At 61.7% G+C, this 25,173-nt stretch carries 27 protein-coding genes and 1 pseudogene; 12 read left to right on the plus strand and 16 right to left on the minus strand.

Annotated features, from left to right (window positions below; translation table 11 throughout):
- A pseudogene (locus ACOQFS_RS03885) lies at positions 1-126 on the plus strand (ATP-binding protein); the annotation flags it as partial.
- 9 nt (positions 127-135) lie between these two features.
- Here the strand turns inward: ACOQFS_RS03885 and ACOQFS_RS03890 are convergent.
- From ACOQFS_RS03890 to lpdA, 5 genes are all read right to left on the minus strand, one after another.
- A complete protein-coding gene (locus tag ACOQFS_RS03890) occupies positions 136-1,245 on the minus strand; it encodes a TolC family protein (RefSeq protein WP_421561635.1) in 1,110 nt (369 codons plus the stop codon).
- 152 nt (positions 1,246-1,397) lie between these two features.
- Positions 1,398-1,757, minus strand: a complete 360-nt coding sequence (czcI, locus tag ACOQFS_RS03895) for a cation efflux protein, CzcI family (RefSeq protein ID WP_110959626.1) — start codon at positions 1,755-1,757, stop codon at positions 1,398-1,400.
- A 97-nt stretch (positions 1,758-1,854) separates the two neighbouring features.
- On the minus strand, positions 1,855-2,370 hold the full coding sequence (locus ACOQFS_RS03900; protein WP_421561636.1) for a DUF4148 domain-containing protein: 516 nt from the start codon (positions 2,368-2,370) through the stop codon (positions 1,855-1,857).
- 95 nt (positions 2,371-2,465) lie between these two features.
- Positions 2,466-2,834 (minus strand): hypothetical protein, encoded by a 369-nt coding sequence (locus tag ACOQFS_RS03905; RefSeq protein ID WP_421561637.1) that lies wholly within the window; start codon positions 2,832-2,834, stop codon positions 2,466-2,468.
- 668 nt (positions 2,835-3,502) lie between these two features.
- The gene (lpdA, locus tag ACOQFS_RS03910) at positions 3,503-4,915 is read right to left on the minus strand and encodes a dihydrolipoyl dehydrogenase (protein WP_421561638.1); all 1,413 of its coding nucleotides are present in this window, start codon (positions 4,913-4,915) and stop codon (positions 3,503-3,505) included.
- A gap of 237 nt (positions 4,916-5,152) precedes the next feature.
- Here lpdA and ACOQFS_RS03915 point away from each other — a divergent pair, with 237 nt between their 5' ends.
- The 8 genes from ACOQFS_RS03915 to ACOQFS_RS03950 all read left to right on the plus strand — a co-directional run bounded on the left by ACOQFS_RS03915 (position 5,153) and on the right by ACOQFS_RS03950 (position 9,887).
- Positions 5,153-5,683, plus strand: a complete 531-nt coding sequence (locus ACOQFS_RS03915; protein ID WP_421561639.1) for a TlpA family protein disulfide reductase — start codon at positions 5,153-5,155, stop codon at positions 5,681-5,683.
- A 62-nt stretch (positions 5,684-5,745) separates the two neighbouring features.
- Entirely contained in the window at positions 5,746-6,147 is a 402-nt protein-coding gene (locus ACOQFS_RS03920) for a disulfide bond formation protein B (RefSeq protein ID WP_421561640.1), read from the plus strand.
- Positions 6,144-6,500 carry a DsbA family protein gene (locus tag ACOQFS_RS03925; protein ID WP_421561641.1) on the plus strand — a complete coding sequence of 119 codons (357 nt, stop codon included), beginning with the start codon at positions 6,144-6,146 and terminating at the stop codon, positions 6,498-6,500. The genes ACOQFS_RS03920 and ACOQFS_RS03925 overlap by 4 nt, the downstream gene beginning before the upstream one ends.
- A gap of 27 nt (positions 6,501-6,527) precedes the next feature.
- Entirely contained in the window at positions 6,528-6,923 is a 396-nt protein-coding gene (tnpA, locus tag ACOQFS_RS03930; RefSeq protein WP_421561642.1) for an IS66-like element accessory protein TnpA, read from the plus strand.
- Positions 6,924-6,930: 7 nt separating this feature from the next.
- Entirely contained in the window at positions 6,931-7,263 is a 333-nt protein-coding gene (gene tnpB, locus ACOQFS_RS03935; RefSeq protein WP_421561643.1) for an IS66 family insertion sequence element accessory protein TnpB, read from the plus strand.
- An 80-nt stretch (positions 7,264-7,343) separates the two neighbouring features.
- Positions 7,344-8,864: an IS66 family transposase gene (gene tnpC, locus ACOQFS_RS03940; protein ID WP_421561659.1), complete on the plus strand. Its 1,521-nt coding sequence runs from the start codon at positions 7,344-7,346 to the stop codon at positions 8,862-8,864.
- Between the two features lie 31 nt (positions 8,865-8,895).
- The gene (locus ACOQFS_RS03945) at positions 8,896-9,270 is read left to right on the plus strand and encodes a DsbA family protein (protein ID WP_421561644.1); all 375 of its coding nucleotides are present in this window, start codon (positions 8,896-8,898) and stop codon (positions 9,268-9,270) included.
- Positions 9,267-9,887, plus strand: a complete 621-nt coding sequence (locus tag ACOQFS_RS03950; protein WP_421561645.1) for an SCO family protein — start codon at positions 9,267-9,269, stop codon at positions 9,885-9,887. Before ACOQFS_RS03945 ends, ACOQFS_RS03950 begins: the two co-directional genes overlap by 4 nt.
- A gap of 270 nt (positions 9,888-10,157) precedes the next feature.
- Here ACOQFS_RS03950 and ccsB read toward each other — a convergent pair whose 3' ends face one another.
- The 6 genes from ccsB to ACOQFS_RS03980 all read right to left on the minus strand — a co-directional run bounded on the left by ccsB (position 10,158) and on the right by ACOQFS_RS03980 (position 16,988).
- On the minus strand, positions 10,158-11,474 hold the full coding sequence (ccsB, locus tag ACOQFS_RS03955) for a c-type cytochrome biogenesis protein CcsB (RefSeq protein WP_421561646.1): 1,317 nt from the start codon (positions 11,472-11,474) through the stop codon (positions 10,158-10,160).
- A gap of 27 nt (positions 11,475-11,501) precedes the next feature.
- Positions 11,502-12,140, minus strand: a complete 639-nt coding sequence (locus ACOQFS_RS03960; RefSeq protein WP_421561647.1) for a thiol:disulfide interchange protein DsbA/DsbL — start codon at positions 12,138-12,140, stop codon at positions 11,502-11,504.
- A 33-nt stretch (positions 12,141-12,173) separates the two neighbouring features.
- Complete coding sequence (locus tag ACOQFS_RS03965) at positions 12,174-12,620, minus strand: TlpA disulfide reductase family protein (protein WP_421561660.1); 447 nt, start codon at positions 12,618-12,620, stop codon at positions 12,174-12,176.
- 334 nt (positions 12,621-12,954) lie between these two features.
- On the minus strand, positions 12,955-13,452 hold the full coding sequence (gene lspA, locus ACOQFS_RS03970; RefSeq protein WP_421561648.1) for a signal peptidase II: 498 nt from the start codon (positions 13,450-13,452) through the stop codon (positions 12,955-12,957).
- Positions 13,449-14,093 (minus strand): phosphatase PAP2 family protein, encoded by a 645-nt coding sequence (locus tag ACOQFS_RS03975; RefSeq protein WP_421561649.1) that lies wholly within the window; start codon positions 14,091-14,093, stop codon positions 13,449-13,451. The genes lspA and ACOQFS_RS03975 overlap by 4 nt, the downstream gene beginning before the upstream one ends.
- A gap of 9 nt (positions 14,094-14,102) precedes the next feature.
- Entirely contained in the window at positions 14,103-16,988 is a 2,886-nt protein-coding gene (locus tag ACOQFS_RS03980; protein ID WP_421561650.1) for a heavy metal translocating P-type ATPase, read from the minus strand.
- Between the two features lie 92 nt (positions 16,989-17,080).
- Here ACOQFS_RS03980 and cadR point away from each other — a divergent pair, with 92 nt between their 5' ends.
- Entirely contained in the window at positions 17,081-17,479 is a 399-nt protein-coding gene (gene cadR, locus ACOQFS_RS03985; RefSeq protein ID WP_421561651.1) for a Cd(II)/Pb(II)-responsive transcriptional regulator, read from the plus strand.
- 105 nt (positions 17,480-17,584) lie between these two features.
- On the opposite strand, the gene ACOQFS_RS03990 is transcribed toward cadR, so the two are convergent.
- On the minus strand, positions 17,585-18,805 hold the full coding sequence (locus ACOQFS_RS03990; protein ID WP_421561652.1) for a sterol desaturase family protein: 1,221 nt from the start codon (positions 18,803-18,805) through the stop codon (positions 17,585-17,587).
- A gap of 172 nt (positions 18,806-18,977) precedes the next feature.
- On the opposite strand from ACOQFS_RS03990, the gene ACOQFS_RS03995 reads away from it, so the two are divergent.
- Positions 18,978-21,143 (plus strand): protein-disulfide reductase DsbD family protein, encoded by a 2,166-nt coding sequence (locus tag ACOQFS_RS03995; RefSeq protein ID WP_421561653.1) that lies wholly within the window; start codon positions 18,978-18,980, stop codon positions 21,141-21,143.
- Between the two features lie 26 nt (positions 21,144-21,169).
- On the plus strand, positions 21,170-21,805 hold the full coding sequence (locus ACOQFS_RS04000) for a cation transporter (RefSeq protein WP_421561654.1): 636 nt from the start codon (positions 21,170-21,172) through the stop codon (positions 21,803-21,805).
- Positions 21,806-22,103: 298 nt separating this feature from the next.
- Here the strand turns inward: ACOQFS_RS04000 and ACOQFS_RS04005 are convergent, their stop codons facing one another.
- From ACOQFS_RS04005 to ACOQFS_RS04020, 4 genes are all read right to left on the minus strand, one after another.
- Positions 22,104-22,985, minus strand: a complete 882-nt coding sequence (locus ACOQFS_RS04005) for a sterol desaturase family protein (protein ID WP_421561655.1) — start codon at positions 22,983-22,985, stop codon at positions 22,104-22,106.
- Positions 22,986-23,016: 31 nt separating this feature from the next.
- Positions 23,017-24,033, minus strand: coding sequence for an ACR3 family arsenite efflux transporter (gene arsB / locus ACOQFS_RS04010; RefSeq protein ID WP_421561656.1), 1,017 nt, complete (start codon positions 24,031-24,033; stop codon positions 23,017-23,019).
- A gap of 22 nt (positions 24,034-24,055) precedes the next feature.
- A complete protein-coding gene (locus ACOQFS_RS04015) occupies positions 24,056-24,562 on the minus strand; it encodes an arsenate reductase ArsC (protein ID WP_421561657.1) in 507 nt (168 codons plus the stop codon).
- Positions 24,563-24,648: 86 nt separating this feature from the next.
- Entirely contained in the window at positions 24,649-24,972 is a 324-nt protein-coding gene (locus ACOQFS_RS04020; protein ID WP_421561658.1) for an ArsR/SmtB family transcription factor, read from the minus strand.
- Positions 24,973-25,173 lie beyond the last annotated feature (201 nt).

Genomic DNA, 25,173 nt, shown 5'->3' on the forward strand with positions numbered 1-25,173 from the left:
CTCACGCATCACTGCCATATTCTGGAAACCGGCAACGACAGCTACAGGTTCAAGAACAGCTCCGCACAGCAACCACCACAGACCACCAAGAAGGAGAAGGCGACCAAGAACTTATCCACAACGTGAGCGTGAAGTTCACGAACCAGGGTGGGTCAGATTGAGATGGAAATGGTGGGTTAGGTTTGCGTGGAAATCAACATCCCGGGCTTTGTCCTCAAGCTTCAGGGCTTCCAACAAGTTGCCTTGATTGCGATCGAATACAGGAAGTGGGACCGACAAACCGATGAGAGCCACATTGCGCTGTGTTTCGTTGCTGCGCTGAACACCAACGCTTACCGTAACGTCCGGCACTCTCTTGCTTTGCTCCAGTTCCGTTAAAGCACGGCGCCGATCAACCTCTAGCTGCGCACGCACGATTGCGGGGGCAGAAGAAACAAGTGACTGCAGATCTGCAAGACTTGGGAGCGTAGGCAATACGTCTGCCTTGCCATCCAGCGTGGCAAACGCCGTGCCCTTGTTCCCAAGCAAGGCGGACAAACGAGTCAGAGCATTGCGTTCCTCGCTCGCGGCCTGCGCCAACTCGACCCGCACGCCAGCTTCAGCCACCTTGGCTTTGGTTTCTTCCACAGGGGAAACTTTGCCCGCAGCCACTCTCTTGCCGACGGTGTCCGTGGACGATTTGGCGAGGCTTACGCTGTCTTTGGCCAGGGACAGTCGCTCTTTTGCGGTCAGCGCGTCAAAGTAGGCTGCCACAACATTGGCTCGCACCGTGGCTTTAAGCTCAGAGAGTTCTGCCTGAGCTTGCTCGCGCGCTTTTTCTGCAGCCTTTGTCCGGGCAGCCCGTTTCCCCCCCAATTCGAGGGGCAGATTCAGTTGCCAAGTCTGTGTCCGCGTTTGGGCGCGCGTATCCTCCAACGAGTAGGCCAGCTCAGGGTTGGGGCGGGCCCGACCTTGAAGAACCTGGCCCTCTGTCGCCTCATACTGGCGCGTCGCGGCGGCCACCTCCGGATTGCCCTCCATGGCGAGTGAAATGGCCTTGGAGAGGGACAACACGCTAGTAGACGCTGCAGAGGCTCCTTGAGAGGCAGCGTCTGAATTCGTCGGAGACAAGGGCGGCACGGCCCCTTGGGCAAACGCCCCGCCTGGCAGCGCCAGCAGCGCAAGAACAGCGCACGCAACCTCTGTGATTCTGCGGTGGCCGCGCCAGCCGTCCGACTTTGTTGGATCGAAAATACCCTTGAACATCCGATTCTCCAGTGATTTCTAAACACGAAGGAATCGGCGGGGCGGTGTCTGAAGTGCAACCAGACGACCGGTCAATCAAGGCTGCAAATGCAACCTAGCCTGCCCCTCAGGAGCAGATCGAGTGATTGAAGCGTGAAGAATGCCCCCGCCGATCAGGCGAGGGAGTGCCACTGAGGGCGTTCGGGAGGAGTCGGCGCCACCCCCGAAAACGGTGCAGCTACCTGAACCACGACATTGCCGTGCATGGCGGAGGTCACCTTGATGGGGGAGAAATGGGTCGCCCCGATACCCAAGCCATGGCAAAGGCAGCAGTCCACATCAAAAGTATCTGCTGCTTGGAGCCCTTGCTCTGCTTTGTTGGGCAAGTCAGCTGTTTCGTGCTTGTGCTCATGGTGACCCACATGCTGCGCCTGAGCAGAAGTCCGCTCATGCATGCAATAGCTTGCCACCGCAGCCCAGCTGAACTGGAACGGTAGCAACGCAAGCATAAAAACAGCTATCAAGCGGCTCATCATTTTGAGTCTAGCATGTGCCCAAGTCTGGCGAGTTACACGCAGCGTAACAAGGGCTACGCCGCAGAACTCACATGAATGCGATTAATCAAGGACTTCACAACTGCGGTGCCGCACCCACCGGGGAGGCCGAGGCGTGGCTATGGTGCGCTTCGTAGCGATCCGGGAAAACCTCATTGAGCGTGCGACCGTCTTCTCCATGAGCGACCATTTCGCCATCATGGATCGCTTGTACCAGTTCGAGCTTGACTTGCTCGCGGCTCTTGGTGACGACAGTGGCCGGAGCCGGATAGCGCAGAGGGGCCAGCTCGTTGAGCTTTGCTCCCGAGTCGCCGCCTGCCATGACGTCGCCTGTGCGAAGTGCCTCGGCCAACTCGGCCGTCACCTGCGCCCGGGTTTTGCCAGCGAGCATCTGAGCAGCTGGGTACTGGCCTGGGTTTTGCTCCCTCAAAGTCAGGCCTGACTCACCGGCCGCCAACATGTCGCCGTTGCGCTGTGCCTGCATCAGTTCGGCACGGACTTGCTCGCGTGTCTTGGAAGAGGTGTGCGGATCGGCTGCAAATGCAGGAGCAGAAGCCAGCGAGAGAACGATGAGGGCGGTCTTCAGGTTCATGATGAAAATTCCTTTGCGGTATCGATTGGGTTGATTTGGCGATGTGAATACGGGGACTTCCGGGAACTCAGGCACCCGGGAAAGACCGTAGCCTTTCAAGGCAACTGTGTGGCGTTGACCCAGCCGGCTTCGCCGCCCATGTCCCGCATACCGTCAGCGGTCACCGGCGCGCGTTTGGCCGCTTGAAGCTCTTGCTGTACTTGGTCACGTGTCTTCGTCAAGGTCGGTGCTTTGACCAGTGGATAGGTGGCTGGATAGCCTCGACTGATCCATTGCAGTGAGCCGTCCTTCTGGGCGGCCAGCACGGTGTTCTGCACGGTCTCGCGGCTCACCGTGTTGCCCAGGTGATCAGGTGCGAAGACCGCGCCTTCTTCCTGCACCGGGCTTGCGTGGTACGCGGACGAAGCGAAGGACGAGGTGGTGGCAGCCAGGCTGGCGATGATGAGTGCGGTGCGAACTTTCATTTCAAATCTCCTATAGCGCCGAGCGCCCGGTCTGGGCGGTTCGGATAGCGCGATAGTTGCGCTATGGGGAGAAGTCTAGAAATCAGGCATCTACTCACGCGTGGCCGTGAGATTACGTTTTTGACAGATTTACATCTGACGATGTGTGGCAGGTCGTCCGCAGGTGCCTTTGCCGCCCCATGTGTTGCCCTGACCATCTTGATACATGCCCACCGAGGGCACCGGCGCGCACGGTACGTAGAGCGCGCTGCATTGCTGCCCTCTCAAAGACGGGGCCGACCATTCGCCTCCCGCTTTGTCGGTGCGAGGCCGACATGCAGAAAATCACCGGAGGTCCTTCGTTATACCTGGAAGCCCACGTTCTGATGCCAGCGAGCCAAACTGGCCAAACTCGCCCCCAAGGCACTTACCGACAAGCCGTTCGAAAACGCAGCGAGGAACTCAGCAATGAGTTCGGGTGTTGCCGGTAGGAGCCCGCGCCATTCCGTCTTAAAGTGAAGCACCGCAGTTGCGTCACTGCGCTCGGTGCTCGGGCGTTGCGCGAATTCAAGATAGGGCTCGACGGTTCCAATTGTCTGCCCGCGCGACGGATGCTAACCGGCCAGTCTCGGGGACACCACCTGCGGCATCCTCGCGCAACCCAAGCGCGCGTGTCTCTCAGCGCGCCCTCAGATGTGCAGTGCCCGTTTTTCCACGTCCAGTGCGGCCTCGCGCAGGGCTTCGGGAAGCGTCGGATGGGCGTGGCAACACCTGGCAATGTCCTCGGACGATGCCTTGAACTCCATCGCGACCACTGCTTCGTGGATCAATGATCCGGCTTCCGGACCGATGATGTGGACCCCGAGGATCTCGTCAGTGGTGGCATGGGCCAGCACTTTCACCAGCCCAGCCGTATGCGCCTTGGCCTTCGCGCGGGCGCTGGCGCCGAACGGAAAGCGGCCCGCTTTGTACGGCGTACCCGCGCTCTTGAGTGCCTCCTCGGTCTGCCCAACGGATGCCACTTCGGGCGCTGTGTAGATCACAGACGGAATCGCGTTGTAGTTCACATGAGGCTTCTCCCCGGCCAGCATCTCCATGAGCGCGATTCCTTCCTCGGAGGCCTTGTGCGCCAACATCGCACCTCCGATGACGTCCCCGATCGCGTAGACACCGGGCGATTCGGTAGCGAATGTCTTCAAGTCCACGGGGATGAATCCTTTGGCGTCCGTCTTGAGGTTGACCGTATCCAGTGCCAAGCCGTCTGTGCAGGGCCTGCGGCCGACGCTCACGAGTACGGCATCGCATGAGAGAGGCTCCAGCGGCGCTGGGCCTGCATTCACCGCGGCAATGTCCACCTGCAGCGTTTCGGCTTCGTGACGCACCCCATTGACTTTCGTGGAGAGCATGAAGCCGAAGCCCGACTTGCTTAGGATCTTGAACAATTGCGTGGCCATTTCCGTGTCCAGGCCCGGTGTGATCCGGTCCAGGTACTCGACGACGGTGACCTTGGAGCCGAGGCGATGCCACACGGAACCCAATTCGAGGCCGATGTAGCCGCCCCCAATGACCACCAAGTGTTGGGGGATTTTTGGAAGGCTCAACGCGCCCGTGGACGAGACGACCCGCTCTTCATCGATCTGGACGCCGGGCACCATGCTCGGCGTGGAGCCCGTCGCGATCACGATGTGCCGGGCCGCGATATGTTGCTCGGCGCCGGACTCTCCCCGCACCACGATCCGCCCGGGGCCGTCCAGACGACCGTGGCCAAGCAGCCTCGTGATCTTGTGCTTGCCGAACAGGAAGTCGATGCCGCGACCCAATTCGTCCACTACGCCGTCTTTGTGCGCGAGCAGCTTGGGTAGGTCCAACGTCAAATCGCTGAAGGCGATGCCATGCTTGCCGAAAGCGGTACGCGCTTCCAGGTAGCGTTCGGAGGACTCCAGCAACGCCTTGGAGGGGATGCAGCCCACGTTCAAGCAGGTGCCTCCAAGCCGCGGGCGGTCCTCCACGCAAGCGACTCGCATCCCGAGCTGCGCTCCGCGGATGGCCGCCTGGTAACCGCCCGGGCCGCCGCCGATGATCACTACGTCAAATTCACTCATGCCTTGCTCCTTTTTCCCCTGTTTTGTATACGCGAATGAGGACGGATGTTCGCCTGAAAAACTGTCTTCCGAGGCATTGGTCTGCAGTTTTCGAAGGGATTTGGCCTGGGCGTTGACTCTCCACCCACTAGAGGTTTTCCAATTGTCGGCAGATCTATGTCTCGATCATTGAGAGTTTCCCTTGTTGTTGTCACCTTGGTAGCCTTTGCCTTCCTTGGTGTCCTCGTGCGCCAGCGAATGGAAGGCACAGTCGCGTCCACCGTCGGCGCAGGCTCGATTCAGCAGCCCGAAGCCGCAGAAAGTGTCGACCTGGGCGGGCAGAAGTTTCAGCGATGGGCGAAGCCACGCGACCTGCCGGACTTGCGTTTCTCCGACCCCGCAGGCAAGCCGACCAGCCTGAGGCAATGGCGCGGACAGGTCATCCTGCTGAACCTGTGGGCGACCTGGTGCCCTCCCTGCCTCGAGGAAATGCCCGCTTTAGACCGATTGCACGCGCGGCTGGGGAGCGAAAAGTTCGCTGTACTGACGCTAGCGCTTGACTCGCCGGCAAAGGCCGAAGCCTTTCTGCGGCAGATCAATGCCACCACGCTCCAGGCTTTCACGGATACCGAGGGGCGGGCATTGAGCACCCTGGCTGTGACCACGGTCCCTACGACGCTGTTGATCGACGCGCGGGGCCGTGAGATCGGCCGGCTATCGGGCGCTGCCGCCTGGGACCAAAAACCGGCCATCGAACTCATCCTGTTTCATTTGAAGGAGTCGTCCTGATTACCGTACAAGCGATTGCTACCCCTGGTGCTGCACGTGCCCTGCCTCATACCGCATGGACCTTGCTGCTGCTCGCATGGCTGGTCAGCCTGGCATCTACGCTCGGCAGTCTGTTCTTCAGCGAGGTGATGCATCTGCAGCCCTGCGTGCTGTGCTGGTACCAGCGGATCGGGATGTTTCCGCTGGTTGCCGTCTTGGGTGTCGGGGTGTACCGCCAGGACGCCGGAGCCGTGCTTTCAGGCTTGCTTCTTTCCGCCGCCGGCTGGTTGGCGGCCGGCTATCACTTCCTGCTGTACACGGGCTGGATTCCAGAAAATCTGCAGCCTTGCAGCAAGGGCATGTCTTGTGCGGACGTGGATCTGCGCCTGATCGGCTTCCTCACCATCCCGCTGATGTCATTGCTCGCCTTCACCTTGATCATTGGCCTGCTGGTCGCGGCGCATCGCCAGGGGGTACGCGCATGAACCGGCACAGCATCATGACCGCCAGCGCAGTCGCACTTGTGTTGGCTTTCGTGGCGGCGATGTTTGGCTACTCTTGGCTGGAGGAGCGGCGGCTGGTCGAACTGGCGGCCCAGCCGGATTCAATATTCGTTCGTCCCCATTCACCCACCTACGGTCCAGCGGCCGCAAAGGTGCGCATCGTCGAGTTCCTCGATCCCGCATGTGAAACCTGCCGGGCCTTCTATCCGCTGGTCAAGGACATCATCGATTCGAGCGGCGGCCGGGTGCAGCTGGTGGTGCGCTACACGCCGTTTCATTCTGGAGCGGATACCGCCGTTGCAGTGTATGCGCGCGGTGAACCCATCTTGAGATAGCCCGTTCGAGCAGGCATCGTGTGCACGATGGAGATCATGCACACTATGTCGAGCGAGGCGATCGCTCCAAACCCCAGGCGACGGAACTACAGCCCAGAGCTCAAGGCGCAGGTCGTGGCGCAGTGCCGAACGGACGGCGCTTCGATTGCGGCGGTAGCCTTGGCACACGGCATCAACGCCAACATCGTCCATCGCTGGCTGCGTGAGCACGCGGCGTCGCCACCCGCCAAACCGGTCAATCCGTTCATCGCGTTGAACCTGCCCCCGCCGCAGGTTGAGCAAGCCGCACCCGTTCGGTCGGCTCCTGGCGGCTGCGCTGACATTCGCGTCGAGATCCGGCGTGGCGCAGGCGTCGTGACGGTGAACTGGCCTGTCGAGGCGGCCGCCTCCTGCTCCGACTGGCTGCAGGATTGGCTCAGGTGACCCGCCCATGATCCGGATTGAGGCGGCCTGGCTGGCCACCACCCCACTGGACATGCGCGCCGGCACCGACACGGCACTGGCGCGGGTGATTGCCGTCTTTGGCGCTGCACACCCCCACCACGCCTATCTGTTCGCCAACAAACGCGCCAACCGCATCAAGATCCTGGTGCACGACGGCATCGGCATCTGGCTAGCCGCGCGCCGGCTGCACCAGGGCAAGTTCATCTGGCCCCTGGCTGGTGGCGCCAATCTGCAATTGCAACGCCAACAGCTTGATGCGCTGGTCATGGGCCTGCCCTGGCAGCGCCTGGCCGACGGCGGCGTCATCTCCGTGGTCTGACTGTCCCGCAGCCCTTGGCGTTTGCCAATTGGGGCACGCGCCAATGGCGTGCTTGGCTCGGCGCGGGCACAGTCATCACCATGGTGGTGGAGCCGCAATCCCTGGAGCATCTGAGCGCCGAGCAACTGCGCGAGATGACCGCGCGCCTGATGACACAACTGCGCCACCAGGGTGCGTTGCTGGAGAAGCTCACGCACGAGAACGCGCTTTTGAAGCGCATGAAGTTCGCCGCCCAGTCCGAGCGCTTCAACCCCGAACAAAAGAGCCTGCTGGAAGACGAGATCGAGGCCGACCTGGCGGCCGTGGCCAGCGAGATCGACGCGCTGCAGCAGGAGTTCGCAGCGACACCCCCGCAAGAGAAGAAGCAGCCCAAGCGTTTGCCGCTGCCCGCGAACCTGCCCCGGCGTGAGATCCGCCACGAGCCCGAATCCAGCACCTGCCGATGCGGCTGCCTGATGAGGCGCATTGGCGAGGACGTGGCCGAGAAGCTGGACTACGTGCCTGGGGTGTTCAGCGTGGAGCGCCACATCCGAGGGAAGTGGGCGTGTGCCCAGTGCGAAACCATCGTCCAGGCGCCGGTGGCCGCTCACATCATCGATAAGGGCATCCCCACCACCGGGCTGCTGGCCCAGGTGCTGGTGGCCAAGTACGCCGACCACCAACCCCTGTACCGCCAGGAAGCGATCTTTGGGCGTGCCGGTCTGGCCATCCCGAGATCGACCCTGGCACAGTGGGTAGGCACCTGCGGGGTTCGGTTGCAGCCGCTGGTGGATGCGCTCAAGGCCAAGCTGCTCCAGCACCGCGTGCTGCACGCCGACGAGACGCCGGTGCAGATGCTCAAGCCCGGCAACGGCAAGACGCACCGGGCTTACCTCTGGGCCTACGCCCCGGGGGCGTTTGAGGACATGAAGGCCGTGGTCTACGACTTCTGCGAGTCGCGCGCCGGTGACCATGCGCGGGCCTTCCTGGGTGACTGGCGGGGCAGCCTGACCTGTGACGACTTCAGCGGCTACAAGGCGCTGATCGCCAGTGGCGTAACGGAGGTCGGCTGCCTGGCGCATGCACGGCGCAAGTTCTTCGACCTGCACGCGGCCAACAAAAGCCAGATCGCCGAGTTCGCGCTGCAGCAGTTTGCCAAGGTCTACGACATCGAGCGTGAGGTCAAGGCACTCAGCGCCGACGAGCGCAAGGCCATGCGCCAGCGGCACACCCAGCCGGTGCTCGACGCGCTGCACCACTGGATGCTGCTGCAGCGCCAGAAGGTGCCCGAGGGATCGACGACGGCCAAGGCGCTGGACTACAGCCTGCGGCGCTGGGTGGCGCTCACCCGGTTCGTCGATGACGGGCAGCTACCGATCGACAACAACTGGATCGAGAACCAGATCCGGCCCATTGCCATCGGTCGCAACAACTGGCTGTTTGCCGGCAGTCTGCGCGCCGGCCAGAGGGCGGCAGCCGTCATGAGCTTGATCCAGTCAGCGCGCATGAATGGGCATGACCCGTATGCCTACCTCAACGACGTCCTCACACGGCTACCCACGCACAAGGCCAACCAGATCGAGGAACTGCTGCCGCATCGCTGGCAACCCGACGCCATCTGATCGTCAGCCACGGCCGCCGACAGCTGTCAACATGGGTTCGCCGCGCGCATACGTTGCAGTGATGGAAGCTGCGCGGCTGCAAAATCGGTTCTGGCCGGTGACCCGTCGGCTGCTGCGCGAGCAAGGCACCTGGGGGGCGGACCACAACCCTCGCCCTGAGTTGATCTGGGACATCCTCGACGGCACCGGCCTGGACCTGCGCCAGGCGCGCGAAGACGCGGCATCTGCAGCCGTGCGTGCCCGGCTGGAACAAGACCTTGCGGATGCCCGTACACTTGGTGTTACACGCACACCAGGGTTCTTCGTCAACGGCCGACCGCTCAAGCAGTTCGGCGCCGACGAGTTGAAGATCTTGGTGCGCAAGGAGATGGATCGTGCCTATCCACAAGGCGCAGTCGCACCGTGACTAGGCCCGGTTCACCTGTTCCACGCCGCGCGCTGCTGATCGCGGGGGGCGCTGCGCTCGCTGCCGGAGGGCTCGCGTTCTGGCTGCCCGGGCCAAGCCGTGAGTTCAAGAGCGTCGATATCACCGGTGCTGCCTATGCGCGCGATTTTTCGCTGGTCGATCATACCGGGCGAGCCCGGAAACTGAACGACTTTCGGGGCCACGTCGTCGCGGTGTTCTTCGGCTTCACCCAGTGCCCCGACGTGTGTCCGACGACCCTGAGCGAGATGACGCGCGTCAAGCAGCTCCTCGGAAGCGACGGAAACAAACTCCAGGTGATCTTCATCACCGTCGATCCACAGAGGGATACGCCCGAAGTGCTTCGCGCCTACATGCGCAACTTCGACCCGCAGCACTTGGCGCTGGTGCCGAACGAGAAGCAGCTTACCGAGGTGACGAAGGAATTCAAGATCCACTACAAGAAAATAGAGGGCAAGACGCCAACTGCCTATGCGATGGAGCACTCGGCGGTCACCTATATCTTCGATCCGCGCGGCCGTGTCAGGCTCTATGCCAGGTACGGCCTGGACCCCGAAGCACTGGCTTCGGATGTTCGCAAGCTGCTCAAGGAGGCATGACTCCAATGCGGCGGCAGCGCGCGCTGCTGGCCACGGGCTCACGACCCACGCGGTACAGCCAAAAGCTGGCATGACGCACCTGCGTGGCTGCCGTCTTGCATTGAAGGACATATCCGCCCCTAGCTGGCCTGATGCGGCCGAAGTTCGCGTTGTCACATTCTCACAGCTTTCGGCCGGGACTCGTGGCGGCCAACGGATGCGACAGTATTGGAAGCGGCGCAGGGCCGCCTGGGAGACAGTGTCAAACACCGACCTCCGATGACTCTTCCCTCAAAGCGAGCCGTAGCTGTGCAATCCTGAAAGGAACATGTTCACGCCGAGGAACGCGAACGTAGTCACCGCCAAACCAACGAGCGACCACCAAGCTGCGGCCGTGCCGCGTAGCCCTTTCATCAAACGCATGTGAAGCCACGCCGCATAGTTGAGCCAGACGATCAGCGCCCAGGTTTCTTTTGGATCCCAGCTCCAGTAACCGCCCCAGGCCTCCGCAGCCCACAGGGCGCCGAGCACCGTGGCGACGGTGAAGAACGCGAAGCCGACCGCGATGGACTTGTACATAACGTCATCGAGCACCTCCAGCGGTGGCAGCTGGCGCGAGATCCGTTGTCGGCCCATGAGGATGCCGGCAACGATCAGCGCCGACACGCCGAAGTAAATCGACCAGAAGGACCCACCGCCCGCGCCTTTGCGAAACACGATCGGCTCGAAGCAAAGCGCGACACCCAGCAGCCACAGTGGAGCAAGCTTGTACCACTTCGTCTCCGCGGCCTGCTGTTTGATCAGGTAGGCGAACGCCACCATCGCCGACAGCGCAAACGTGCCATAACCCACGAAGTTGGCCGGTACGTGCACCTTCATCCACCAGCTCTGCAGCGCCGGCACGAGCGGCTGGATTTCGTGTTGTTCGCGCGCGAGGGTGTACCAGAGCAAAAATCCCACCGCCGCGCTGACGATCAGCATCACGAAGGCGCCCATGGCTCGCGTCTCGTACCGGTCCTCGAAGTAGAGATAAAAGGCAGCGGTCATCCAGCAGAACAGGACGAATACCTCGTACAGGTTGCTCACTGGGATGTGGCCGATATCCGGCCCAATCAAGTAGCTCTCGTACCAGCGAACGAAGCTGCCGATCAGTCCCATGCCGATTGCGGCCCAGGTCATGCCGGTGCCTACGCGCTGCATGCCGCCCCGGCCCGACCCCGCGAGCGTCCCGATCCAATAGAAGGCCGTGCTCATGAAGAACAGGACACTCATCCAAAGAATGGCCGACTGACTGGAGAAGAAGTACTTCAACCAAAAGGCGGTCTCGGCCCGCTCCAGCGTGCCACCATAGGAGACGACTGCCATGACTGAGATGCCCGCCACGGCCAGCATCAGGACTCGAAGAGGCTTCCAGAACCAACCGATCCAGATGGCGGCAGGGATGCAGCCGGCCAGGATGGCCTTTTCGTAAGGGTCCATGAAGGCGCCATACCGCAGCAGAGCAATCCCGCCGCCGACAAGCGCAGCGATCGCGAAGAACCAGTCGAACCATGTGCGGCCGACGAAGTATCCCTCGTTGAGGGTCAGGGTGAGCGTCTTGGCGTTCATCTCAGGAATGCGATTGCAACGAGGCGCTCAGCGCGCCTTCTTGGCCGAAGCCACGAGGTGCTCGGCCACCAGCAGCGACCGTTCATTTGTGCCTGCCATGGAGCCCGAGGTGAGCCATCTCCCGTCGATCCCGAGCGAGGGTGTGCCTTCGATGTCATAGCCTCTGGCCAGCGCGGTGGCCTGCTTTACTTTGGCCGTGGTTCCGAATGACGCCATGGTGTCCACCAGGCGCTTGCCGTCCGTTCCATGCTTAGCGGCGAAAGCGGCAATCTCCGCCGCCGAAGCCAGCTTCTGACGTTCCCCGTGCATCGCGTGGAAAACCTTGGGATGCAGCTGCTCGACCAGGCCCATGGCCTCGATGGCGAAATACAGCTCCTGGTGGATGACCAGTTCCTCGCGGAACGCGACCGGGATTCGCCGGAAGAGAACATCGCGCGGCAGCTTCTTCTGCCAGGCGTCGATGGCGGGCTCGAACGCGTTGCAGTGCGAACAGCTATAGGCGAAGAACTCCAGCACTTCCACCTGCCTGGCGTCCTTGGTTGGTTGCCGCGGCGAGACATCCAGGAAATGCCTGCCTGGCAAGAACTGCTGCTGGGCCCGCGCAGCAGTGTGGGCGCCGAGGATCATCGGGATGGCAGCGAGGGTGCAGAAGGTGCGTCGTTTCATGGGAGTCATAGCCGAATGGTTGGATGAATACGCTCAGCTCTCGGCGAGCAGTTGGTCGATGAGTCGATGGAGTTCGGCGAAATCAGGCTTGCCCACGAAGCGCTTGACGATCTCACCACGCTTGTTGACGAGGAAGGTGGTCGGCGTGAGCTTGACATCGCCCCACGCCTGGGCCACCACCCCGGTGTTATCGATGGCGACGGCGAACGGCAGCTTGCGCGTCTGCGCGAAATTGACGACGTACGTTGGCGGGTCGTAGCTCATGGCAACGGCAATCGTCTCGTACCCTCGGCCGCGAAACTTCTGGTGGGTGCTGACCAACAAAGGCATCTCCGCGACGCAAGTGCTGCAACTGGTGGCCCAAAAGTTGATCAACGCCACCTTGCCGCGCAGGTCGGACGTGGTTCGGGATGAACCGTCCAGCAGCGTGAACGTGGTCTGCGGCGCGGCCGAAGAATTCATGCAGCCGGTCAGAAACATGGCGACTGCGACGATGGCGAGCAGTAATCGGATCATGGAAAACCCGCCCTTGTGGCAAGCGCCACACGGCTCAGGGAGAGAAGGACGAGGGTGAGCATGACGGTTGTCACAATGCCGAACGCGCGGCCCGCCGCGCCTCGCCGAACCCTCGGTAGAAGCTGCTCCCGATGGGGAGAAAAGCTTGTTTTGCAGAAGGGCGATCTTGACCTTGAGGGATGCGGTGGGCACGCCGCGCACAGGAGCAACGATTTGAACGCTGCATCCTCGGATGCTTTGGACTGCCTGCTTCAAGTCGATTTCGTGCGCAGTGGCCATATCAGTAGGGGTTGCCTGTTCAGCGAGCCTCTTTGGGGGCCGGCTGTTTGTCCGCGCTCATCAGCGACAGCAGCACCAGCGCGATCGCTCCGCCAACGATCGCCGTATCGGCGATATTAAACGCTGGCCAGTGCCAGCCGCCCGCGTGGAAGTCCAGGTAATCAATAACCTGCCCGCGTATGGCGCGGTCAAAGGCGTTGCCGAGCGCACCGCCCAGGATGAGGCTGTAAGAGAGCGCCTCCAGCCTGCGCAGCGGGCGTGACAGCAACCGTATGAGCCACAACGAGGCTCCGAGCGCGATCGCAAGGAAGAACCATCGCTGCCAGCCTCCGGCGCCTGCTAAGAAGCTGAAAGCGGCACCGGGATTGAGCACGTGGACCAAGTTAAAGAAGCCCGTGACCTCGAAAGCCCACCCCAAAGGCCAGGCGACATCGATATAAGTCTTTGCGGCTTGATCACCCACGAATACGACGGACGCCAAAGAATACCAATGTGCTTTGCGATAGGAATAGTTCATTGCTTCATTTCGGTTCGGAAATCTATCGGCTGGGCCCGCGACCGTCGTAGTGCAAGGCGTTGCGAGCACGGGGTGATGCAGGCTACACAGGCCCAACCCAACAAATACCCTGCGACCACATCGACCGGGAAGTGAGCACCCAGCACCACGCGCGACCAGCCCACTGCCGCTCCTAACACCAACAGGCCAATCCGGCTGTATCTGCGCAGCAGAGGCCAAAGCGCAGAGATCAGGACGCCAATGTAGACCGCGTGGCCGCTGGGCAACGTGTAGCGGCTGTCGGGAGCCGAAGTAGCTCGGTAGACCCCCGCGCCTAACTCGACGAACGGGCGTGGAAGCGCAAACACAGCCTTGGCAAGGGCTGCGGCGGCCAGCGCAAGTCCCAATCCAAACATGAACTTGCACAACCCCACTGCGACGAGAGGTTTCGCATGCGGAACCTGCACTCGCGCCCAGAACAGCATCAGGATCACAACCGTCGGCGCGCCCCAGTAACTGCCCACCGCGCTCAACAACTCGGGCACCCACACTAGGCCGTTCGGCCAGAGGCGCTGAGTGGCGAGCAGAAGATACGTGTTGGCACCGCCCCAGTCATACAGCCAGTGTCCGAGCCACTGCGTAGCGGTGTCAGGCCCCTGCATGTCGTGACATCACGCCTTGAGCTTCAACAGACGCAGCCCGTTGAAGACGACCAACAGGCTAGCACCCATGTCCGCGAACACGGCCATCCACATGGTTGCGTGTCCGGTGAATGTGAGCGCAAGGAACACGGCCTTGATGCCCAACGCCAGCACGATGTTTTGCGTGAGGATGGCGGCCGTGCTGCGTGACAACCGGATGAAGGTGGGAATCTTGCGCAGATCGTCGTCCATCAGAGCAACGTCCGCCGTTTCGATGGCAGTGTCTGTACCCGCAGCACCCATGGCGAACCCGATGTCCGCGCGCGCCAGCGCAGGCGAGTCGTTAATGCCGTCGCCCACCATGCCGACCTGGCCTTCGCCGCCTACAAGGCTTTCAATGGTCTTGAGCTTGTCCTCAGGAAGCTGGGCGCCGCGCGCTTCGGAGATCCCGACCTGTGCCGCGATCGCCTGTGCCGTGTGCTGGTTGTCGCCGGTCAGCATGAGGGTGCGCACGCCCAGGGCCTGAAGGTCCGCCACGGCTTCACGACTGGTTTCCTTCACCGTATCGGCCACCGCGAACAACCCGAGGACCGACACGTCGTCCATCAAAAGCACGGCAGTCTTGCCTTGGCGCTCAAGCGCCTCAAGTTGGGATTGCAGTGCCGCCTCGCTCAAGCCGCGCTCCTGCACCAATCTGTGGTTGCCCATATGCAGCACGCGGCCTTCAACGCGCCCTCGAACACCGCGTCCGGGCAGCGCTGCGAAGTCGTTCACTTCGAGCAACGGAACGCCGTCACGATCCGCCTTGCGAGCAATCGCCTGCGAGACGGGGTGGTCCGAGCGCGCGGCCAAGCTGGCAGCCCATGCTGCGACATCCCCACTACCCAGCCGCACGAAGTCGGTCTGTTCGGGTTTGCCATGGGTGAGCGTGCCGGTCTTGTCCAGCGCCAACGCCTTGAGCTTGCGTCCTCCCTCCAGGTAGACGCCGCCTTTGATGAGGATGCCGCGGCGAGCGGCAGCGGCCAAGCCGCTGACGATGGTCACGGGCGTAGAGATCACCAGCGCGCAGGGGCAGGCGATCACCAGCAGCACCAGGGCCTTGTAGATCCAATCGAACCAGGCGCCGCCGAAAGCGAGCGGAGGAACCACGGCCACCAGCACCGCGACCGCGAACACCGCTGGCGTGTAGACGCGGGCGAACTGATCCACGAACCTTTGCGTGGGTGCGCGGCTGCCCTGGGCAGACTCCACCGCATGGATGATGCGCGCAAGCGTTGAATCACCGGCGCCCGCAGTCACCTTGTACTCAAACGAACCGGTCTCGTTGATGGTGCCGGCGAACACCTGGTCGCCTTCAGCCTTCTCGACAGGCAGGCTCTCCCCGGTGATAGGCGCCTGGTTGATGGTCGAGCGGCCTGCGCTGATGACGCCGTCCAGGGCAATCCGCTCGCCAGGCCGGACCCGCACAAGACTGCCTTTGGTAACCGATTTGGCTGTCACTTCCATCCAGTTCCCATTTGCCTGCTGCACGGTCGCGGTTTCCGGCGCGAGGTCCATCAGGCCGCGGATTGCATTGCGCGCGCGATCCAGCGACTTCGCTTCGATCACCTCGGCGAGCGCGAAGAGGAACATCACCATGGCCGCCTCGGGCCAGTGGCCGATCGCCATCCCGCCCGTGACCGCGATGGACATGAGGGCGTTCATGTTCAGGTTGAAGTTCTTCAGAGCGATCCAGCCCTTCTTGTAGGTGCTGAGACCGCCTGTGAAGATGGAGACCAGCGCAAGTACCACCACCGCCCAGTGGTTTCCGTCGTTGGCCCAGTACACCCCCTCCGCAAGCACGGCAGCAATGCCGGACACTGCCATTGGCCACCATGGAGTCTTGGGTGCAGGTGCCGTCTGGTCACGAGGTTCGTCCGTCTTCTGCACCTCGGTTTCCATGCCCAGCGACTCGATCGCCTCAACGATGGTCTTGATCGCATCGGGCGCATGACGTACGGCGAGGGTACGCTGCATCAGGTTGAAGTCCAAGCCCTGCACGCCGGGCATACCCTGTAGTTTTCCTCGGATCAACCCCTCTTCAGTAGGACAGTCCATCTTGCCAATTCGCAGCACCGTGGTGCTGGCTTGCAGGCCTTGCCGCTCAGCCCGCATCCCGATGGATGCCAGCGCCTTCTCGATAGGTTCGGTGGAAGCAAGTGTGTGTTGCACGCCCAGCACGCGTTGCATCAGGTTGAAGTCCAGCGCATTTATGCCTGGCTCCTTGCCCAACCGGTCACGGATCAGCGCTTCTTCTGTCGGGCAGTCCATGTTCTCGATGCGATACGTCACCCGCTCTCCTGACGCAGCAGAGGAAGAGGTTGCGGCGGACTGGGCTGGCGAGACTTGGGAGGATACGGCGGCTACCGCCGTATCCTCAGCAGAACACCGCTCCTTCGCGTGCATGCCAATCGATGCGAGGACCTGCTCCATCTGCGTGCGCGCCTCGGCAACGTGTTTTACTGCCAGAGTGCGTTCACGCAGGTCGAAGTCCAGATCCTGCACTCCCTGGACCCCGCCCAAGCGCGAGCGAATTAGCTTTTCCTCGCTCGGGCAGTCCATGTTCTCGATGCGGTAGATCGTTAGGACTACTTCATCCCGGACAGCCTGCGCCTTCATGCCCACGGCGTTGAGGGACCGCTCAAGCATGTCGGCGATGACGTCGCTGTGGTGCACTGTCAATTTGCGATGAGCAAGATCGAACTCCAGCCGCTGGACGCCGGGCATACCTTCCAGCGTGCGCCGCACCAGGGCTTCCTCATTGCGGCAGTCCATGTTGCTCACATGGAAGACAGTGGTTTCAATGGCGGGCTGCACCGTGCCGCAGCCCGCCTGCTGGCTGGAGCAGCCGCAGGAACTCGATTGGTCTTGGTTCATGGAATGGCTCTGTTAGGAAAGGGTTTTTGCCTTGTGGTGTCATTGGACACCCTCTAGCTGATGTAGAATCAAGGCTTTTGCGGGGGTAGACCATGCTGCGAATCGGGGAACTGGCAAAGAAAGCGGATTGCCTGGTGCAGACCATTCGCTTTTACGAATCCGAAGGCTTGCTGCATGAGCCCGCGCGCAGCGAGGGCAACTTTCGGCTATACGAGGATGTCCATCTGCAACGGCTGCTGTTCATTCGACGCTGCCGGGCCAAGGATATGACGCTGGAGGAGATTCGCCAGCTATTGAATTTTCGAGATCATCCCGAGCTGGATTGTGCCGAAGTGAACACACTAGTCGATTCTCACATCGTGCAAGTGCGCGTCAAGATGAAGGAACTTCGGGAGTTGGAGCGCGAGTTGCTGAATTTGCGCCGCACCTGCGATAGCGCTCGCACTGTCCGCGAATGCGGGATTCTCAATAGCCTCGCCGAGACAGCTTGAGGTGTATGTGCCGCGTCGCGAAGAGTGTATGGCTGCCACAAGGAACTACTCCAGGTTGATGAGGACTTGGACCTCGATGCTTTTAAGTCGGTTGCCGTCGAGACTTCACTCCTGGCGCCGGAGAGATACCGGGTCCAGTTCGTGCGGCCAAGTGCCGTGTTCCAGGACACAAAATCTAGCCGTGCCGACGTTCTGCGGCGGCGTTCGACCGAGGGCATGACCAACTGGCGCCAAGGCAATCCGTATCAATTGAGCTAGAGCTTCCTGAACATTGCGTGTCCTCCAGGCCAAGCCGAGCATGGCGACGTGGCTGCGCAGATGCAGGCTTAGGTAGGGCTGCGACACGATGTGGCCGAGTTCGAGCGCGCGCCAAGCCGCCCCCAGATTGCCCTCAACTTCGCAAGAAACCGCCAGCTTGGTCTCCCGCTGGAACGCGGATCGGGCCAAAGCGAGCGCGGCGGTAGTTTCCGGGGCGGGGATGTGGAACGGATACATCAATTGGGCTCCGCAGTTCATTGGGAAGATGGCCTCTTTCGAGCCCACCTCGTCGGCGCCCAGCTTTTGCTTGGGCAGACGGAAGGTACCGAACAGGTGGTCCCATATCATCCAGAACTCCCCGAAGTTGACTTGGGCGTCTTCATACTGGTGCCAGCGGTGGACTTCTGCCGCGCCAAGCACAAAGCGCAGCGGCCCAACCCGGTAGTCCAGGTTGGAATGCTGGAACGCCAGATGCACGGCCAGAAGGCCCAGCCAGGTGCCCACGGCCAGAGCCGGCGCGCCTATCAGGACCACAGCAACCAAGCCCGGAGCGGCCATCATCCCGGCATGCAAAGGATGGCGCCGTTCGCCGTTGAGCCAGTAAAGGCGTTCGGAACTGTGATGAATGGCGTGGAAACACCAAAGCCAAGTAACTCGATGGCTGAGCCAGTGCACGCTGTACAAACTGAAGTCGAGAACCACGCCAACGGCAAACGCTTGTGCCCACAAGGGCCATTGATCCAGCCAAGCGGTCCCCGACGGCCACATCGACGCCAGAGCCGCGACGATGCCATGGACCGCCAGCAGCATCGCCAGGTTCTCCACTGCGTAGATCACGTCACACACCCTGTCACCGTGGTCCCACTTCCAGGCCGCGTGAAAGGGCAGTTTCCGCTCCAGCAGCGCGACGATGGCCAGCGCTGCAGCGACTATCAGCGGCACTGTCGGGAAGTACGGCCACCCAGCAGCCAGACCGCCGAAAAGTACCACGGCCGTCGCCCCAACAACCAGCGGATAGCTCCCGTAGCGAACGGCAGCGTCTATGAGTGGCAATTCTCTCGTGTTCATTTCTGTCTCCAGAAAGCTCCGGCGAGCATTGGAAACCCTCTAGTAGAAGTAGAGTCAAGCGAGAGATGTAGAACCCTCCCGCAACTCCAGGCTGCTGTCTGTTTTGCATTGAGGAGCACGTATAGTCCGGCTAGACGGTGCGCATCCCGCCACCGCATCTACCCCTTGATTCATGTTTGCGCGCCTTGCCTTGATCTCCACCACTCTCCTCACGCTTTTGCTCTTGTTGTGCAGTGGTGTGGCATGGGCTCAAGGTGGGGGCAAAAGTGTGGTGGTGACCGAACGCACTCGCGCCGAGTTGCTGGCCCATGCGCCTGATGGTGTGGAGCCCGGCAAACCCGTGTGGGTTGGCCTGCAGCTCGCGCACCAACCCGAGTGGCATTCGTACTGGAAGAACTCGGGCGACTCGGGCCTGCCTACCCGCCTCGAATGGGATTTGCCGGCGGGTGTGAGTGCCGGTGAGATTGCCTGGCCGGTTCCGCGCAAATATCCGATCGGTACGCTGATCAACTACGGCTACGAGCATACGGTGCTGCTGCCGGTGCCGCTCACTATCGCGCCCGACTTCAAGCCCTCGCTGGTCGGCGCAGCGCTGGTCGTCAAGCTCAAGGCACGCTGGCTGGTCTGCCGTAAGGAGTGTGTCCCAGAGGAGGGGGAGTTCTCTCTTTCCATTCCTGCCAGGAGCGCGACGGCCTTGCACGGTTCCGCGTTTAAGGCGAGCTTCGCCGCACAGCCAAAAGAGCTGGCGGGACCGGCATTTGTGACCATCGAGGGCGCTGCCTTGCGGCTTCAGGTACGCGGATTGCCCGCAGCGCTCAAAGGAAAGCCTCTGGAGTTTTTCCCTGAAACCGCGGAGGTGATCGAGACTTCAGCACAATGGACCCAAGCATGGGATGGCGAGGTGTGGACGGCTCGGGTTCCCCTGTCGCCTCAGCGCAGTCACAGTCCGCAGGTGATGCCTATTGTGCTCACTCACGGAAACGATGGCTGGAGCATCGACGCGCAAGTGCAAGGAGCCTGGCCTGCGGTCAGCGCTGCGACCACTATCTCGCCGGCTCTGCAGGAGGCTCTGCGCAACAACGCAGCGGCTGCGGCTTCAGGCAGCAGACTCACGCTCTGGGCCGCATTGCTGAGTGCTCTGCTCGGCGGCCTGATACTCAACCTGATGCCTTGCGTCTTCCCGGTGCTTGCGATTAAGGTGTTTGGCTTTACCCAACATGCTACAAGCCAGCGCGCACGTCGCCTGGACGGGACGGCGTATGCCGTCGGCGTCGTTGCGTCATTCGCGGCTCTGGGCTTGCTCGTCGTAGGGCTTCGCGGGGCAGGACAACAGCTAGGATGGGGTTTTCAGTTGCAACTTCCTGGAGTCGTCGCGACGCTGGCCGTGCTGTTCACACTGATCGGCCTGAACCTGGCTGGAATGTTCGAGTTTCGCCAACTTCTCCCCTCGCGCATAGCGTCGCTGCAGAGCAGCCACCCCATACTGAACTCCTTGCTCTCCGGTGTTCTTGCGGTGGTGGTGGCCTCTCCTTGCACCGCGCCGTTCATGGGCGCGGCGCTGGGGTTCGCAATAGGACTGCCTGCCGCGCAAGCATTGTTGATCTTTGCGGCGCTGGGGTTAGGTATGTCCTTGCCGTATCTCGTGGCCAGTTGGGTGCCGGCCGTTTCGCGCCTGCTGCCGCGCCCTGGCCCCTGGATGGTCACGTTTCGCAAGCTGATGGCCTACCCCATGTTTGCCGCAGTCGCATGGCTTGCCTGGGTGCTGGGACAGCAAAGTGGGATCGATGCGGTAAGCGCGCTCTTGGTACTGCTGATCGCCACGGCAATGCTTGTATGGAGCTTAGGCCTGTCTGGTCAAGCGCGACTGGTCGTAGGCATGATCGCTCTGGCCTGGACGACGGGATTTGTTTGGTTGCTTGCTGGGCAGATCGCTAGCGGGCGGCCGGAACGCTCGGTTGTAGTAAGAGACGTGGACTGGCAGGCCTGGGAGCCGGGCCGTGTGGAAAAACTGCTGGCCAACGGGCAACCGGTGTTTGTCGATTTCACTGCGGCGTGGTGCGTCACGTGTCAGTACAACAAGAAGACAGTGCTGCAGGATCCTAAGGTGCTGGCCGATCTAGCCGCCAGAGGAGTTGTGCTGCTGAGGGCCGACTGGACACTGCGCGATCCCGCCATCACAGCAGCGTTGGCATCTCTCGGACGCAACGGCGTTCCGCTGTATGTTCTTTATCTCCGTGACGCTGCGCCACGGGTTTTGTCAGAAATCCTGGACGCGACCGAGTTGCGCGGGGCGCTCTCGCAGATCCCTTTGACAGCGTCCCGGTCAACGTCGCTATAGGTCACTATAGAGTGAAGGAGCGGGTAATGGCAGAAACTGATGACGACGAACTGGGCGGCCTCGATGCGAGTAACGCGACGGACCGCAAAATCCTGTTGACGGTGCTGCTTATCAACCTAGGGCAATCCGCCGCTGGCATTGGATTTGGGGTTTGGGCCTCGTCCACGGCATTGATGGGCGCAGGCCTCGACAACCTTGCTGACGCTTCTGTGTATGCCGTCAGCTTGTACGCGGTTGGGCGGGCGGCATTGGTGAAGGTCCGGGCGGCACGCCTTTCAGGCCTGCTTCTGATTGGTCTTGCCGTTCTACTACTGGTGGAGGTTCTGCGCCGCTTCTCCGGCGGCGAGGCGCCTGTGGGCCCGGCGATGATGGCGATGGCCGCCGCCAACGCAGCTTTGAACCTGATCTGCCTGCGGTTACTACGACGCCATCGCGGCGACGACGTGAACTTTAAGGCCTCTGCCATCTTCACAAGCAACGACTCCATCGTCAATGGGGCCATCGTGCTTTCCGGAATCTTGGTCATGTGGTTGGGGTCCAACATCCCAGACCTCATCCTCGGCGTTGTTGTAGCTGGTATCGCTGCGAATGGCGGGCGCGAAATCCTGCGGGAGGCAGCGGAAACTGCGGTGCGTAAAGGCACATCGCAAGACGTGCACTGAACCGCCTGATTGACTGTCGGTGACTAAGGAGATATGCCATGCGCATACTCTGGATCTTGATGGGGTCTTGCACCCAGAGCATTGCCACGAGTCCAGGCATTTCTGCCGCCTACCTATCCTGGAAAATGCGTTACGGCATCTGCCAGAGGGCTAAGTAGGGATCAACAGTACTTGGCGTCTGGAACAATCCAGTGAGGCTCTACTGCAAGTTCTCTCCTGACATTGTCGCCATGATTGCAGGCGTCACCCCCAAATACTGCGATCTAACGGACATCTCCAATACGCTGGTTGGGTAACCTCAGGCTCGGCAGCAATCGGGCGTGAACATGGACTTGAGTTGTATCCAATAGCCCGCATGCGCTGGGTAATCCTTGGTGGACGAGAACAGCCCGACCTGCGCCGGATCGTTCTGTCCTGGCTGGTATCGGAAGGTGCCGAAGACCTGGTCCCAGAGGATGAACGCGCTCCCGAAGTTCGCATCGGCCTCGGCGCTTTCTGTGGAGTGGTGCCAGCGGTGCAGTTCGTTGGTGCTGAAGACGTAGTTGGCCCAGCCACTGCGCAGGTCCAGGTTTGCATGCTGGAGCATCAATACCGGCTGGGACACCGCCAGATAGGCCAGGATCGCTTCGGCAGAGAACCCGAGCAGCATGGCCGGCAGCATGGACAACGCGAAGTTGACCACATGGTTGAGGGGGTGAAACCGCAGGTTGTTGAGCGCGTAAAGACGCCTGCTGCTGTGGTGCATCGCATGCAGCCACCACAGAGAGCGGACCTCATGGTGCAGCCGATGGGACCCGTATTTTCCCAGCTCGATCAGAAGCGCCGCCAGGACGACCTGCAGCCCAAACGGCAGGCCCTGCAGCCCTCCCGAGCCTTCGGCTCCGCTGTGCCCGTACACCGCCACCATGGCCAGGGCACCCAGCAGCTTGAGCAGCGGCTCCACCACGGCCACCATCGTGGCAGCGCTGGCCCAGTCCGTGGCAGCATCGCCAGTGGATCGGTTCCAGGCGGCGCGGTAGGGAAAGTAGCGCTCCAACACGCTGGCCAGCAGCAACGTCGTTGCAGAGAGCGCGAACACCGCGATTTCCAGAGGGCCGCCGGCATGGTGAACGGCAGCAAAAATGCCCACATTGGCCGCAGCGACCAGGACGAAGAGATGGCGGGAAAGAAAAAAGGGCATGTTCGATCCGTCCCTGTCGAAGTTGGGAAGCTCAGGATTCATACCAGCCTTTGGATGAGTTCACGACCTTGACCACCAGCAGCATGACCGGCACCTCGATGAGCACGCCGACCACGGTGGCGAGTGCTGCCCCCGAATGAAACCCGAACAGGCTGATGGCGGTGGCCACGGCCAGCTCGAAGAAGTTGGACGCACCGATCAATGCCGAGGGACAGGCAATCGCATGCTTCTCTCCAAACAGCCGGTTGAGCCAGTAGGCCAGCGCCGAGTTGAAGAACACCTGGATCAGGATGGGCACGGCCAGCAATGCGATGACCACGGGTTGCCGCAGGAGGGCCTCGCCCTGAAATGCGAACAGCAGCACCAGGGTGAGCAGCAGCGCGGCAATGGACCAGGGGCCGATGCGCTGCAACGAGGCATCGAACGTGGCCTGGCCCCGCGCCAGCAGAATACGCCGCAGCCACTGGGCCAGCACCACCGGGATGACGATGTACAGCACCACCGAAGTGAGCAGCGTGTCCCAAGGGACCGTGATGGCCGACAGGCCCAGCAGGAAAGCCACGAGCGGCGCGAACGCCACGATCATGATGCTGTCGTTCAGCGCCACCTGGGACAGCGTGAACAGCGGGTCGCCTCCGGTCAGGCGGCTCCACACGAACACCATGGCCGTGCATGGGGCGGCGGCCAGCAGGATGAGCCCGGCGATGTAGCTGTCGAGCTGTTCGGCCGGCAGGTACGGGGCAAACCACTGCCGAATGAACAACCAGCCCAGGAAGGCCATGGAGAACGGCTTGACCAGCCAGTTCACGAACAGCGTGACCCCGATGCCTCGTACATGGTGCCGCACCTCGCCCAGCGCGGCGAAGTCCACCTTGAGCAGCATCGGGATGATCATCACCCAGATGAGCAGGCCTACCGGAATGTTCACACGGGCCACTTCCCATGCGCCAATGGTGCGGGCTGCACCAGGGAAGAATTGGCCCAGGCCGATGCCCACCACGATGCACAGCACCACCCACACCGTGAGATAGCGCTCGAAAACGCTCATGCTGGATTTCTGCATCGCGTCCTCAGTTCGCAACCAGTTGTCGGGCCGTGGTTTGGAGGCTTGTCTTGGCGAGCTTCTCCTCAGGCAGGCTCACCAGCAGTTCCAAGCGGCGCTTGATGGCGTGCAGCGTCTGGCGGAAAGCTTCAAGCTTCTGCTCGTCCGTGCCGTCACCTTCGCTGGGGTCCGCATAACCCCAGTGCGCCGTGGCGGGGTGGCCCGGCCAGATGGGGCAGACCTCGCCCGCAGCGTTGTCGCAGACCGTGATGATCAGGTCCATCTGGGGCGCGTCGGGCGCGACGAATTCATCCCAGCTTTTGCTGCGCAGGCCTTCGGTGGAAATGCCAGCGCTTTGCAGCACCTGCAGGCCCAGGGGGTTGGGTTGCTGGTTGGCGCGCGGACTGCTCCCCGCGGAGTAGGCCTTGAACCGACCGGTGCCCATGTCATTGAGCAGGGCCTCGGCCAGGATGCTGCGCGCCGAGTTGTGCGTGCAAAGAAAGAGAACGTTCAGGGGTTGTGGGGTTTCGCTCATGGTGAACTCCGGGTTGAGGGTGGTTTTGCAGAGGCTGGGCGCAGCTGCGCACAGGCGGTTGGCCTGATGCGGCTCGGGTCAGCCGTTCAACAATTGCAGGAGGTCGCCTCTTCGGGGAGGCAGGCGGTGCCCTGGCAGCAGTTTTCAGTGAGGTAGGCCAGCAGCTCGGTCATGGTCTCGAACGAGGCTCGGTAGACGAGATTTCGACCCTGGCGCTCCTGGCTGACCAAGCCGGCATGGCTCAGTTCTTTGAGATGGAATGACAGGGTGTTGGGAGCAACCCCCAACTGCTCGGAGATCGCACCCGGTGTGAGGCCTTCCTGGCCAGCCACGATGAGCACTCGGAAGACGCGCAGACGCACCTCCTGTGCAAGGGCTGCGAGCGATCGGACAACGGCTGAGTCGTTCATTTATCCATAATACAAGAACTATCGAAATATTGAAAACTCCAACGCCAGCCCCCCAAAGAGGCATTGGCTATTCATCGGCTGGACTTCCCGTTATGGCAACACCTGCCAAGTGCCAGCGCTGGTGTGGACCGTCGCCTGTTCTGGGGTCCCCTCGTTTTCAGTGCAATAACTGGCGGTACGCAAACCCAGCACTGGCGCGGG

This window comes from Paracidovorax sp. MALMAid1276, from assembly GCF_049198005.1.
In the GTDB taxonomy this organism is placed as follows: domain Bacteria; phylum Pseudomonadota; class Gammaproteobacteria; order Burkholderiales; family Burkholderiaceae_C; genus Acidovorax.